We start from the raw sequence: 14318 nt of genomic DNA on the forward strand, positions 1-14318 counted from the left end.
AATGACAAAAAGGAGCTTTATAAATGCAGAAGGATTGGCTGGAGGAATTAATAGCTGCAACTAATACGGATAAACGAAATGAACGTCAAATGCGTATATTAGAGGCGGCTGTTGATATGTTTGGAGAAAAAGGATACGCTTCAACTTCAACAAGTGAAATTGCAAAGCGTGCTGGTGTAGCGGAAGGAACCATCTTCCGCTACTATAAAACAAAAAAAGATTTATTACTAGCGGTCGTAATGCCAACTTTAACTAAGTTCGCTGCACCATTTTTCGTACAAACCTTTGCAAAAGAAATATTTAAATCGGATTATGAATCATACGAAGGACTTTTAAGGGTTGTAATTCATAATAGGTTTAAATTTGCTCAAAAACACTTTCCTATGATAAAAATATTAATTCAAGAGGTGCCATTCCAACCAGAACTGAAAAATGAAATACAGCAATTAGTAGAAACAGAACTGTTTTCACATTTCAAAAAGTTGATTGTGAAATTTCAAGAAGAAGGGGAAATTATTGAGATACCACCATCTTCCGTACTACGTCTTACTTTATCAGCTGTATTAGGTTTATTATTAACACGATTTTTATTATTGCCTGAAGAAAAATGGAGTGATGAAGCGGAAATTGAAAATACGATTCAATTTATATTGTATGGATTAACTCCACGATTTTAATCGTTGAAGTGTGAATTACATACATTACTTTTAAGTAAAAATAAATCGCCTTTAAAAAGGCGATTTATTTTCATTATATATTTTTGATAAATAAGTACTTGTTTACTAAAAACATTCTAAATCAGCGTGTTTCTTTGTCTCTTCTTCTAAGACCTAATAATCCTGCTAGTCCTAATAAACCAAGCCAAGCCCAATTATTATTTTTATCACGATTATCATTTAAATCATTTGTTGTATTTACATTTCGAGTTCTTACATCATTATTAACTCTGTCTAAGTTATTGTCATTTACTCGAGTTGAAATATCAGTGTTATTCACTCTATTCATATTATTTCCATCGTATTCAGCTTGCGTAGATGTACCTAAAAACATAATAGATAGTGCTAAAACACTTAAGATAGATGATAATTTCTTTTTCATAACAATCCCTCCTTTCTTAATCATTAATTTCTCCGAAGCATGTGTGTATTATTCATTTCACAATATCTAAACCCTCATTAATAGGGCGCACATTTATAGAAAATAGAGTTGAATGATTGTTAATATATCATTGGATATATATTTCTCATAAAAATAACTGAATCAAACTTTGCTTAAAATGTTAATCTTAGTACAATTTATATTATACGGGCTAGCAATAAGGAGGTAATAAGATGCGACAATTTGCAAAACCTACAATCGTCGTAAGTAAGTGTTTAGAATTTGATGCTTGTCGTTATAATGGAGAGATGATTCCAGATGTAACAATACGAAATTTGCAGCCATTTGTTACATTTATACCTGTTTGTCCAGAAGTGGAGATTGGATTGGGGACTCCTCGTGAAACGATACGAATTGTAGAAGAAAATGGTGAGAATAGACTTGTGCAACCGTCGACACGAGAAGATGTAACTGAAAAAATGGAGCAGTTTTCAAATGACTTTTTACAAACGATACCGGATGTGGATGGTTTTATTTTAAAGAATCGTTCACCAAGTTGTGGTACGCGTGATGTGAAAATTTATTCTGGTTTTGAAAAAGCGCCAGCAAAGGGAAAAGGAGCTGGCTTATTCGGCGGAGCAGTAGTAAAAAATTTTTCGCATCTTCCTATTGAAGAGGAAGGTAGATTGTCGAATTTTATTATTAGAGAGCATTTCTTTACAAGGTTATTTACAATCGCATATTACAAAATGATTAAACACAATAAAAATATGAAAGAACTTGTATCGTTTCAGTCGGACAATAAATATTTATTTATGGCATATAATCAGGTGAAACAAAAGGAATTAGGTCGTATAATTGCAAATCAAAAAAATGAAAAGATTGAAGTGGTATTTGAAAACTATGAGAAGACTTTATATGAATTATTTATGCGTGCGCCCCGTTATACATCGAATGTAAATGTATGCGAGCACATTTTTGGATATTTTAAAACAAAGTTAAAAAAACAAGAAAAAGATCATTTTATAGAACTGTTACAAAAGTATGCAGAAAAGAAAATACCACTTAGTAGTTTACTTACAATATTAAAATCATGGGCTATTCGATTTGATGAAAAGTATTTATTAAGACAAACGTATTTCGAACCATACCCTGAAGCATTAGTAGAAATTTCTGATTCGGGAAAAGGTAGAGATTATTAAACAATAAATTACATAATTCGACACAAAATCTCCTATGTTGTTGTAGAACAATGTAGGAATTTTTTTGTGCATTAGTACAGAATCTGTTTTAAAATTAAGTTATGACAGAATTGTAGCAATTGTCTAACTAATATTCTTGTCTTTTAAGTTGTTATGTTTGTAGTAGAAACTCGCACGCTGTCGAAACTCAATATTCGATAAGGGGTGTGTAGCGGAATGGAATTTACTCTAACTCGCGAAAAACAAATGATTAAAGAAATGGTACGTGACTTTGCTGAAAAGGAAATCGCACCGAAAGCTGTATATTATGACAAAACTGCAGAGTTTCCATATGAAACATTTCAAAAAATGGGCGAACTAGGATTATTAGGCATCCCATTCCCAGAAGAGTATGGAGGTTCAGGTGGCGATACGGTATCGTATGCGTTAGCAGTTGAAGAAATTGGTCGCGCTTGTGGTGGCACCGGTTTAAGCTATGCTGCAACAATTTCATTAGGTGCTTCTCCAATTTATTATTTCGGTACAGAAGAACAAAAACAAAAGTATTTAGTTCCAATGGCGTCAGGTAAAACATTAGGTGCCTTCGGATTAACGGAGCCGAATGCTGGATCAGATGCAGGTGGTACTCAAACGAAAGCGGTATTAGATGGTGATGAGTATGTAATCAGTGGTGAGAAGTGTTGGATTACAAACGCAGAGTATGCAAATACAATTATTGTAACCGCTGTCAACGGTATTGAAGAGAATGGTAGAAAACGTATTTCTGCATTTATCGTGCCTACTACGAGTGAAGGATTAACGATTTCAAGTCCTTACGATAAGATGGGTGTTCGCGCTTCTAATACTTGTGAAATCGTACTTGATGGCGTTCGTGTACCGAAAGAAAATATTCTTGGTGATGTAAATAAAGGCTTTAAACAATTTTTATATACACTTGATGGAGGGCGTATTTCAATCGCAGCATTGGCAGTTGGTATTGCGCAATCAGCCTTTGAACGTGCATTACAATATGCGAAAGAACGTCAACAATTTGGAAAGTCAATCTCTAATTTCCAAGCGATTCAATTTTAATTAGCTGATATGGCGACTGAAGTAGAGCTAGCACGCAATTTAGTACATAAAGCAGCTTGGTTAAAAGATAACGATAAACCTTTCGGCAAAGAAGCGGCAATGGCAAAATTATTTGCATCGGAAGCAGCAAGCCGTATTGCGAATCAAGCAGTACAGATTCATGGTGGATATGGTTATATGCGTGAATATGAAGTTGAACGACATATTCGTGATGCGAAACTATTAGAAATTGGTGAAGGAACTTCTGAAATTCAACGTCTCGTAATTGCTAGACATTTAGGATGTAGATAAAAGGAGGAATCACTATGTTTCAAAAAATATTAATTGCGAATCGCGGGGAAATTGCTGTTCGTATTATGAAAACTTGTCAAAAACTTGGCATTCGCACTGTTGCTATTTATTCTGAAGCAGATGAAAATGCCCTTCATGTGAAGATGGCAAATGAAGCTTACTTAGTAGGTGGACCGCGTGTTCAAGAAAGTTATTTAAACCTTGAAAAAATTATTGAAATAGCTAAGAAGACAAATGTAGAAGCCATTCATCCGGGTTATGGTTTATTATCAGAGAATCCGTCTTTTCCGGTTCGCTGCAAAGAAGAAGGAATCGTATTTATCGGTCCTTCAGAAGAAATCATTACGAAGATGGGAAGTAAAATTGAATCACGTATCGCAATGCAAGCAGCAGATGTCCCAGTAGTCCCAGGTATTACTACAAATATTGAAACTGCTGAAGAAGCAATTGAAATTGCAAAACAAATTGGTTATCCATTAATGCTTAAGGCATCCGCAGGCGGCGGAGGCATTGGTATGCAGTTGATGGAAACTGAGCAAACGCTCACCAAAGCGTTTGAAAGTAATAAAACAAGAGCGCAAAACTTCTTCGGTAACGGAGAAATGTATTTAGAGCGATATATAGCAGATGCGCATCATATTGAAATTCAGCTTTTAGCAGATACACATGGTAACACAGTGTATTTATGGGAGCGTGAATGTTCGGTACAGCGCCGAAATCAAAAAGTAATCGAAGAAGCACCTTCACCATTTTTAGATGAAGGTACACGAAAGGCGATGGGAGAAGTTGCTGTACAAGCTGCCAAAGCACTTGGCTATACAAATGCAGGTACAGTTGAGTTTCTTGTAGATAATCAGAAAAATTTCTATTTCTTAGAAATGAATACGAGATTACAAGTAGAGCATCCAGTGACAGAAGAAATTACGGGATTAGACCTTGTAGAACAGCAACTCCTTATCGCAAGTGGAGAGAAACTATCATTTACTCAGGATGATGTAAAACGTAGTGGTCATGCCATTGAAGCTCGTATTTATGCAGAGGATCCGAAAACATTCTTCCCATCACCTGGGAAAATTACAGATTTAACATTACCGTCAAATGTACGGATTGATCACTTCTTAGAAAATCATGTAACGATTACACCTTTCTATGATCCAATGATTGCGAAAGTCATTGCACATGGCGAGACTCGTGAAGAAGCAATTTCGAAATTACATGATGCTCTAGAAGAATTAAAAGTAGAAGGTATTAAAACGAACACGCCAATGCTACTGCAAGTTTTGGAAGACGAAGTGTTCAAAGCGGGTATTTATACAACGGGTTTTGTAACGAAACAACTCGTTAAAAAATAAGATCTAACAATATTAAGGGGGAAAAAATGATGACGAAAGTATACGCATCGATGGCAGGAAACGTTTGGAAGATTGTTGTAGGAGTAGGAGATACAGTAGAGGAAGAGCAGGATGTCGTCATTTTAGAATCTATGAAAATGGAAATTCCAATCATTTCAGAAGAAGCCGGCACAGTTATGAAAATTAATGTGCAAGAAGGCGATTTTGTAAATGAAGGAGATGTATTATTAGAAATTGAATAGGGAGATATAGGGGGAAGCGAATTGAAACTACCTAATTTTGCTGTCATTAAAGAAGTAGGACCACGTGATGGTTTACAAAATGAAAAAAAGATTGTTGGCACAAAAGATAAAGTAAAATGGATTCAACTACTTACAGAAGCAGGATTGTCGTATGTTGAAGTTTCCTCATTCGTTCACCCAAAATGGGTCCCAGCATTAGCGGATGCAAATGATGTGTTTTCTGAGCTGAAAAGGGATCCAAATGTTACATATGCTGCGCTTGTTCCGAACCAAAATGGTTTGGAACGAGCTTTTTTGCAAAATGTAGATGAGGTGAATGTTTTTTTATCAGCAAGTGAATCTCATAATAAAAGTAATATTAATAAATCGATTAAAGAAGCGTTAGTTGTAATCGAAGATATAACAAAACAGGCATTATTCGAAGGGAAAAAGGTAAGAGGCTATGTTTCTACTGTATTTGGATGTCCTTATGAAGGGGATATAAGTGTCACAGCAGTTGACGAATTATGTAATCAACTATTTTCATACGGCATTTATGAAGTTTCTCTTGGGGATACAATCGGTGTAGCGAATCCATTACAAGTAGAACAAGTATTAGAACATCTATTAAAGAAGTATGATGCTTCGCAGTTTGCTATGCATTTTCATAATACGTATGGAATGGCTCTAGCAAATGTAGTTAAATCATTAGAATACGGTATTACAACATTTGATAGTTCTTGTGGTGGACTTGGGGGCTGCCCTTATGCACCAGGAGCATCAGGTAATGTTGCTACTGATGACCTAGTACATATGCTCCATAAATTAGGAGTTCAAACGAATATAGACGAAGAAAAGTTATTGCGAGCTAGTCAATTTATTCAAAGTAAGCTAAATATCCAATTACCGAGTCATGTGTATAGAGCGCTTCAACATAAAACGATAAGTAGGTGAGAAGATGCTACAATTACAAAACATTTCAGTTGATTATGTAACACCTCACGTTGTAAAGATTTCGTTATATCGTGAAAGACAAGCAAACTCATTATCTTTAGCGTTATTAGAAGAGTTACAAAACATATTAACTCAAATAAGTGAAGAGTCCAATACGCGTGTAGTTATTCTAACAGGTGCTGGTGAAAAAGCATTTTGTGCTGGTGCTGATTTAAAAGAACGTGCTGGTATGAATGAGGAACAAGTTCGCCATGCTGTTAGTATGATTCGCACGACTATGGAGATGGTTGAACAATTACCACAGCCAGTTATTGCTGCTATAAATGGAATTGCACTTGGTGGTGGTACGGAATTAAGTTTAGCTTGTGATTTTAGAATTGCTGCTGAATCTGCAAGTCTTGGTCTTACTGAAACGACACTTGCAATTATACCAGGAGCGGGTGGTACACAGCGCTTACCGAGATTAATTGGTGTTGGTAGAGCGAAAGAATTAATTTATACAGGTAGACGTATTTCAGCGCAAGAAGCAAAAGAATATGGTTTAGTAGAATTTGTTGTACCAGCTAATTTACTTGAAGAGAAAGCGATTGAAATAGCAGAGAAAATTGCTAGTAATGGACCTATTGCTGTTCGATTAGCAAAAGAGGCAATTTCAAATGGTATTCAAGTTGATTTACATACCGGATTACAAATGGAAAAACAAGCGTATGAAGGTGTAATCCATACGAAAGATAGATTAGAAGGATTACAAGCATTCAAGGAAAAACGCACACCAACGTATAAGGGGGAGTAAATATGTTAGATCAAAAACAACAATCTAATTCATTTGAAGAACGAGTTGAAACGATTAAACAAGGCGGCGCACCAAAGTATCATGAACAAAATAAAGCAAAAGGAAAATTATTTGTTCGAGATCGTTTAGCGCTTCTATTTGATAATGGCGAATATGTAGAAGATGCATTATTTGCTAACTGTGAACAAACAGGCTTACCTGCGGACGGCGTTGTAACGGCAACGGGTAAAATACATGGTCGTACTGCATGTGTAATGGCCAATGATTCTACTGTAAAAGCTGGATCATGGGGATCACGCACAGTTGAAAAGATTTTACGTATTCAAGAAACAGCTGAAAAACTACGTGTTCCGTTATTTTATTTAGTCGACTCTGCTGGAGCGCGCATTACAGATCAAGTAGAAATGTTCCCAGGGCGCCGTGGTGCAGGAAGAATCTTCTATAATCAAGTGAAATTATCAGGTAAAGTTCCTCAAGTATGCTTATTATTTGGACCTTCTGCAGCTGGTGGTGCCTATATTCCAGCCTTTTGCGACGTTGTAATGATGGTAGAAGGAAATGCATCTATGTATTTAGGATCTCCTCGTATGGCTGAGATGGTTATCGGTGAGAAGGTAACTTTAGAAGAGATGGGCGGAGCTCGTATGCATTGCTCTGTATCAGGATGCGGAGATGTTTTATGCAAGACAGAAGAAGATGCGATTACACAAGCAAGACAATACATTTCATATTTTCCAAATAACTACTTAGAAAAGACTCCATTGGTTACACCTCAAGAACCGAAACAATTCGATAAAACGTTAGAACAAATCATTCCAGAAAATCAAAATGCTCCTTTCAATATGAAAGATCTCATTAATAGAGTTATTGATGAAGGTTCATTCTATGAAGTGAAAAAATTATTTGCTCAAGAGCTAATTACAGGCTTAGCACGTATTGATGGTAAGCCTGTTGGTATTATTGCAAATCAGCCGCGTATGAAGGGCGGCGTATTATTCCATGATTCAGCTGATAAAGCTGCTAAGTTTATTAATTTATGTGATGCATATCATATTCCATTATTATTCCTTGCGGATGTACCAGGATTTATGATTGGAACAAAAGTAGAGCGTGCTGGTATTATTCGCCATGGTGCAAAAATGATTTCTGCAATGAGTGAAGCAACTGTACCGAAGATTTCTATCGTTGTTCGTAAAGCATATGGTGCTGGTTTATATGCGATGGCAGGTCCAGCATTTGAACCAGATTGTTGCCTGGCATTACCGACAGCCTCTATTGCGGTAATGGGTCCAGAAGCTGCGGTTAATGCTGTATATGCAAATAAAATTGCAGCTTTACCAGAAGAAGAGCGTGCTAGCTTCATTGCTGAAAAACGTGAAGAGTATAAGAAAGATATTGATATTTATCATTTAGCATCAGAGATGGTGATTGATGGTATTGTTCATCCAAACAATTTACGTGAAGAATTAAAAGGACGTTTCGAAATGTATATGAGTAAATATCAAGTATTCACGGATCGTAAACATCCTGTATATCCAGTTTAAAAGCCCTATTTAGGGCTTTCTTGCTCAAAAAGTTAAGGAGGGGAAAACATTGAAACAAGCAGTTTGGTTTCCAACAGAAGAGTACAAGGAAAAAACACGTTTATATGGTTGGATGAAATCATTGGGATATGAAGATTATGAAACTTTTTATAATAAATCTATCGAGGAAACAGCTTGGTTTTGGGGAGAGGCAGAAAAGGCAGTAGGCTATCAATGGATGAAACCTTATACAGACGTGTTAGATTTAGAAAATGGTACACCGTTTGCACAGTGGTATAATGGCGGAACATGTAACGTTGTAGAATCAGCTTTATCCCGCTGGCTTGCGGATGAAGAGACGAGAATACAGCCAGCACTTCAGTACGAAGGGGAAAATGGAACTTCAAAATCATTTACATATGAAGAGCTTGACAACTGGGTAAGTCGTGTTGCAAATGGTTTGAAACACGCGGGTATTGAGAAAGGTGACCGTGTAACAATTTATATGCCGATGATTCCAGAAACAGTTGTTGCGATGCTAGCTGTAATGAAAATCGGAGCAATTATTTCACCAATATTCTCAGGCTTTGCGTCTGATGCAGTCATGACACGTGTGCAAGCGGCAGGTTCAAAAATGATTATTACCGCAGATGGATTTTCACGCCGCGGTAAAATTGTTTCTTTAAAAGATGAAGTAGATAAAGCTTGTGAACATTGCCCAACTGTTGAAAAAGTTGTTATCGTTCGTCATGCAGGAAATGATTTTACACCACATAACTATGACTTTTCGTGGAGTACGCTAGAAAAAGAAAAACCATTCATACATGCCGAGGAAATGCAAAGTGATGATCCATTAATGCTCATTTATACATCAGGAACGACTGGTAAGCCGAAAGGAACAGTACACACGCATGCAGGATTTCCTTTGAAAGCAGCTTTTGATGCAGGATTTGGAATGAATATTAAACAAGGTGATCGTGTATTATGGGTAACTGATATGGGCTGGATGATGGGGCCGTTTCTATTATTCGGTTCACTCATTAATGGAGCAACGATGGTTATGTACGAAGGTGTTCCAGACTTCCCAGAAGCAGACCGGTTATGGGAGACAGTTGATAAATATGAGATTACTCATCTAGGTATTTCGCCAACGTTAATCCGAGCATTGATGGCAAAAGGTGATGAGTATGTCAATAAACATTCTTTAAAGAGTTTGGAAGTATTCGCATCAACAGGAGAACCTTGGAATCCTGATCCATGGATGTGGCTGTTTGAAACGGTTGGAAAAGGAAATGTCCCAATCTGTAACTACTCAGGTGGAACTGAAATCTCTGGTGGGATTTTCGGTAATGTTCTTATTAAGCCAATAGCACCGATTAGTTTTAACGCATCTTTACCAGGAATGGCAGCTGTCGTACTGGATGATCAAGGTAAACCAATTCGAGATGAAGTCGGAGAATTATGCTTAGAGAAACCTTGGGTAGGTATGACGAAAAGCTTCTGGGAAGATGATGAACGTTACGTAAACACATATTGGTCGCGTTTTGAAAATAAATGGGTCCACGGTGACTGGGTCATTTACGATGGTGAACAATATATCATCACAGGGCGTTCAGACGATACGTTAAATATTGCAGGTAAACGTATTGGACCTGCTGAATATGAATCTATTCTTGTGAAACATAACGATGTAATCGAAGCTGCTGCAATTGGTGTACCTGACGAAGTAAAAGGTGAAGTTTGTCATTGTTTTGTAGTGTTAAGAGATCATGTAACATTCACAGGAGAATTAAAGAAAGAATTAATGAGTTTAGTAAACTCTCATATTGGAAAAGCGTTGTGTCCTAAAGACATCCACGTTGTAGAAGATTTACCGAAAACACGTAATTCTAAAGTAATGCGCCGTGTTATTAAAGCAGCTTACTTAGGAAAAGAATTAGGTGATTTATCATCGCTTGTAAATCCTGAAGTAGTTCCGTTTATTCAGGGGTTACAGTCTAGTAAATTATAAAGTTAGAAAGGATCTCTATATAAATAGAGATCCTTTTTTTATGTTTATAAAAAGAAAAGAAGTGAATTTGATGAAGAAGAAAAATTTTACTATTAGTGTTAAGTATGTTTTTTAGTTTTAATCAAAATACGATATTATGGAATGTCTATTCAATGGAGAAATACTAATTTACAACAACAAGGTGATGACAAAGCGTGAATGCTTATATGTCTGTTTAAACCTTTACGTGTTAATATATAAAAAGCTGACTATAATGAACTGCACCCCAATTGTTAGACACAGTCTAACAATTGGAGGTGCAGTTTTTTGTATGACAAAATTTACGAAGGATTTAAAGTCAACGCTCGTTCAAGGATTTAATCCGAAAATAATTTCTCAAGCAGAATATGCAAAACAGATGCATATTACAAAGGCACAATTTCAATACTGGTTACGCTTATACGAACTCCATGGAGAAGAAGGTTTACACGAGGTCTATACAAATTACACCGCAGAGTTTAAACTAGACGTACTAAATTTTATGGCTCAATCGGGTATATCGTTAATGGATACAGCGGCTATATTCATGGTTCCTTCTTTTACAACGGTTTATCAATGGAAGAAGCAATTTGAAGTAGGTGGCTTAGATGCCCTTGAACCAAAGAAAAAGGGGCGTCCATCCATGAAAAATAAAAACACAAAACATGATACTAAAAAGATTCCGGCAGAAGGTTCAGTTGAAGCGTTACAAGCTGAATTAGAACGCTTACGTATGGAAAATGCGTATTTAAAAAAGTTGAATGCCTTAGTTCAAAACAAGGAAAAATCACCAAACAAGACAAGGCACAAGTAGTCTATGAATTAAGGCATGAGTTTCAAGTGAAAGAATTAGTAAAGTTAGCGGATATCCCTCGAAGCACCTATTATTTTTATGTAAAACAAATGGATAGAATCGATCCAGATGCCGATTTAAAAGTAGAAATTAAAGCGATTTATGATGAACACGAAGGTCGTTATGGATATCGTCGTATTCGTAATGAGTTAGCCAATCGTAATCAAATAGTGAATCATAAAAAAGTGCAACGAATTATGAAAGAGTTAGGTTTAAAATGTCTTGTACGTATGAAAAAATATAAATCTTATAAAGGAACAGTTGGTAAAATTGCACCTCATATTTTAGAGCGTAAATTTACGGCAGATACGCCAAATGAAAAATGGGTAACCGATATTACAGAATTTAAATTATTCGGTGAGAAACTTTATTTATCACCTGTATTAGACTTGTATAATGGTGAAATCATTACCTATACAATTGGCTCTAGACCGACGTATTCACTTGTTTCAGAAATGTTAGAGACAGCATTAGAAGGTTTACCTGAAAATCACCAACTAATGATGCATTCAGATCAAGGGTGGCATTATCAAATGAAACAATACCGTCACGCATTACAAAAAAGAGGTATCGTACAAAGTATGTCTCGTAAAGGCAACTGTTATGACAACGCAGTAATGGAGAATTTCTTTGGAATCATGAAGTCTGAGTTTCTCTACATAAAAGAGTTTGAAAGTGTAGAGCACTTCAAAATAGAATTAGAAAAATATATAGATTATTACAATACAAAACGGATAAAGGCAAAATTAAAAATGAGCCCGGTGCAATACCGGACTCATTTTTATCAAGCTGCCTAATGAAATAACCGTGTCTAACTTTTAGGGGTCACTTCATAAGCAGTCAGCTTTTTATATATTACATTCTAGTATTTGCCGGGCAGTAATGCCCCATCTAAAAATTCAGCAAAAGCAAGGAAGTAGGTGAGGGATCAACTTTCCGGAAAAGCCCGATGGGTTCCAAAAGACATATTCTTTCCTTTACGTTGACATTAAAAATATTACCAATTTTTTCTTTTACAATGGCAACAAATAAAGAAACATTTACAACGACACTTATTTCGTTTAGAACTCCAATTATCATCACGATGACACTTTTCTTTAGATTTCCACCAATCATCATTACAATGTTTTTCCTGAGAACTCCAATCGTCATCACAATGACACTTTTCTTTAGATTTCCACCAATCATCATTACAATGCTTTTTCTGAGAACTCCAATCATCATCACAATGATGCTTTTCTTTAGATTTCCACCAATCATCACAGCAATGCTTTTTCTGAGAACTCCAGCAATCATTTTTCCAGGACATTTATTTCTACCTCCTTTCAATAGTGTTCATATTATTCTATGTTTTAATAAAAAAATGGCTTGTTTATTAACCTACTATTTTATCTTTATATGATAGAGTGTCTTCTACTCGATATAGAATTCATACAAACTATGCTAATTTTTAAGAGAAAGTGGAGAGAACTACTACTAGTTATGGTATTTTTCAATAAACACTTGTTGAAGAAAATGTTCTGATTACAAATAATATCTTATTTTCGAGTACGCTTTTTAAATGTATATTTCACAATGAAAAATGGGAAATCCACAAATAAAGTCTATGTATATGTGAGTTAATGGGAAAATCTAGTGTGTTTTTAAGGGGCGTCTTATTTAAAAGAAAAAAGGTTTGTTTTAGAAAGTGGTGTCTAAACATTAAATGGAGTAGGACTAAATTCACGGCCGCTCATTAAAAAGCTTTTAATTAGGAGAAGTCTGTTTTTATAATGAATAATGAAAAGAAAGTTTGGTACAATTGTTTGTTTTTTTCTTTTTATGTGTTTGCCTCGTACCCTTTTAAGCTAGTGGACATACTTTACTAATAGAAAGGATTAGGGGGTGAGGTATTGGGTTCTCGATTTAATAATTGTAAAAAGAAGTGTACATGTAAACAAGATGATTGTTGGGAAGTATTCGAAGAGTGTAAAAAAGAACAGCATGAGAAATGTGATAATTCTTGTGTACAAGGAATTAGAGATGAACTTAAGAAATTAATTAATCGAACAGTTCAAATTAATACAGAGGGACGTACTTATGTAGGTACTGTTTCGTCTGTCAGTTGTGATGTAGTTAGGCTTGCGGCTATTCCTGGATCGGTTGGAGTAATTATTTCCATTTGTAAAATTGAAGCAATTTTCCCACCTGTTACAACGGTTACTGCTGACTTTGATTTTAATGGTATTGATGTAGCAAACAAAGCATAATTAAGCTGCTTTTTTGTAAAGCCATTCACATGAATGGCTTTATTTTAATTTCATATAAAAGGAGAATATATTCTTTATATAGAAATAAGTTTGAGGTTATAAAGCATGATGTACGAAAGGAGCAAGGAAGTGATTAAACTAGAAAGTTTTAAGAAATCTGATTTTAAACAATTAATAAATTGGATTAATTCCGAAGAATTTCTAATACAATGGTCAGGAAATGCATTCACATTCCCTTTAGACGAACAGCAATTAGAGAAGTATATAGAAAGTGCAAATACACTCGCTTTCAAAGTGGTAGATGAAGAGACTTCAGACGTTATTGGTCATATTTCGCTTGGGCAAATAGATAATATTAATAAGTCCGCTAGAATTGGAAAAGTATTAGTTGGTAATACGAAGATGAGAGGACGTTCTATAGGAAAACATATGATGAAAGCAGTACTTCATATTGCTTTTGACGAATTAAAACTACATAGAGTAACTCTTGGTGTGTATGATTTTAATACATCGGCCATTTCATGTTACGAAAAAATAGGGTTTGTAAAAGAAGGCTTATTAAGAGAGTCAAAAAGAGTAGGAGAAACGTATTGGAATTTATGGGAAATGAGTATGTTAGAATATGAATGGAAGAAGTAGCAACGATAGTAATTTATAATTATATTATGTTAACAAAGGGGCT

At 35.5% G+C, this 14318-nt stretch carries 13 protein-coding genes and 1 pseudogene; 12 read left to right on the forward strand and 2 right to left on the reverse strand.

Annotated elements, in window-relative coordinates; translation table 11 throughout:
- Positions 1-23: 23 nt before the first annotated feature.
- Positions 24-677, forward strand: a complete 654-nt coding sequence (locus BC_RS12410) for a TetR/AcrR family transcriptional regulator (protein WP_001168185.1) — start codon at positions 24-26, stop codon at positions 675-677.
- A 121-nt stretch (positions 678-798) separates the two neighbouring features.
- Here BC_RS12410 and BC_RS12415 read toward each other — a convergent pair whose 3' ends face one another.
- Positions 799-1098, reverse strand: coding sequence for a WGxxGxxG family protein (locus BC_RS12415; RefSeq protein ID WP_000728157.1), 300 nt, complete (start codon positions 1096-1098; stop codon positions 799-801).
- A gap of 233 nt (positions 1099-1331) precedes the next feature.
- On the opposite strand from BC_RS12415, the gene BC_RS12420 reads away from it, so the two are divergent.
- The 9 genes and pseudogenes from BC_RS12420 to BC_RS12460 all read left to right on the forward strand — a co-directional run bounded on the left by BC_RS12420 (position 1332) and on the right by BC_RS12460 (position 12184).
- A complete protein-coding gene (locus BC_RS12420) occupies positions 1332-2300 on the forward strand; it encodes a YbgA family protein (protein WP_001248640.1) in 969 nt (322 codons plus the stop codon).
- Positions 2301-2516: 216 nt separating this feature from the next.
- Positions 2517-3662, forward strand: a pseudogene (locus tag BC_RS12425) (acyl-CoA dehydrogenase).
- Between the two features lie 14 nt (positions 3663-3676).
- Positions 3677-5014, forward strand: coding sequence for an acetyl-CoA carboxylase biotin carboxylase subunit (locus BC_RS12430; protein ID WP_000486761.1), 1338 nt, complete (start codon positions 3677-3679; stop codon positions 5012-5014).
- A gap of 26 nt (positions 5015-5040) precedes the next feature.
- The gene (locus BC_RS12435) at positions 5041-5256 is read left to right on the forward strand and encodes an acetyl-CoA carboxylase biotin carboxyl carrier protein subunit (protein ID WP_001987345.1); all 216 of its coding nucleotides are present in this window, start codon (positions 5041-5043) and stop codon (positions 5254-5256) included.
- Positions 5257-5277: 21 nt separating this feature from the next.
- Positions 5278-6189, forward strand: a complete 912-nt coding sequence (gene mvaB, locus BC_RS12440; protein ID WP_000775436.1) for a hydroxymethylglutaryl-CoA lyase — start codon at positions 5278-5280, stop codon at positions 6187-6189.
- A 4-nt stretch (positions 6190-6193) separates the two neighbouring features.
- Positions 6194-6982: an enoyl-CoA hydratase gene (locus BC_RS12445; RefSeq protein WP_000939818.1), complete on the forward strand. Its 789-nt coding sequence runs from the start codon at positions 6194-6196 to the stop codon at positions 6980-6982.
- A gap of 2 nt (positions 6983-6984) precedes the next feature.
- Positions 6985-8526, forward strand: coding sequence for an acyl-CoA carboxylase subunit beta (locus tag BC_RS12450; RefSeq protein ID WP_000886744.1), 1542 nt, complete (start codon positions 6985-6987; stop codon positions 8524-8526).
- Positions 8527-8575: 49 nt separating this feature from the next.
- A complete protein-coding gene (locus BC_RS12455) occupies positions 8576-10516 on the forward strand; it encodes an AMP-binding protein (protein WP_000806472.1) in 1941 nt (646 codons plus the stop codon).
- A 310-nt stretch (positions 10517-10826) separates the two neighbouring features.
- Positions 10827-12184 (forward strand): IS3-like element ISBce18 family transposase gene (locus BC_RS12460; protein WP_113732219.1). Its coding sequence is split into 2 segments (ribosomal slippage): positions 10827-11283 and positions 11283-12184, totalling 1359 coding nucleotides; the frame shifts between segments, so codons are not numbered across the junction.
- 94 nt (positions 12185-12278) lie between these two features.
- Here BC_RS12460 and BC_RS12465 read toward each other — a convergent pair.
- Entirely contained in the window at positions 12279-12683 is a 405-nt protein-coding gene (locus BC_RS12465) for a hypothetical protein (RefSeq protein ID WP_000560129.1), read from the reverse strand.
- 596 nt (positions 12684-13279) lie between these two features.
- Between BC_RS12465 and BC_RS12470 the strand changes: the two genes are divergently transcribed.
- Both BC_RS12470 and BC_RS12475 read left to right on the forward strand, forming a co-directional pair.
- Positions 13280-13636: a hypothetical protein gene (locus BC_RS12470; RefSeq protein WP_000535577.1), complete on the forward strand. Its 357-nt coding sequence runs from the start codon at positions 13280-13282 to the stop codon at positions 13634-13636.
- 105 nt (positions 13637-13741) lie between these two features.
- Positions 13742-14275: a GNAT family N-acetyltransferase gene (locus tag BC_RS12475; RefSeq protein WP_000990082.1), complete on the forward strand. Its 534-nt coding sequence runs from the start codon at positions 13742-13744 to the stop codon at positions 14273-14275.
- The last annotated feature ends 43 nt before the right edge of the window (positions 14276-14318 follow it).

The organism is Bacillus cereus ATCC 14579 (genome assembly GCF_000007825.1).
GTDB lineage: Bacteria > Bacillota > Bacilli > Bacillales > Bacillaceae_G > Bacillus_A > Bacillus_A cereus.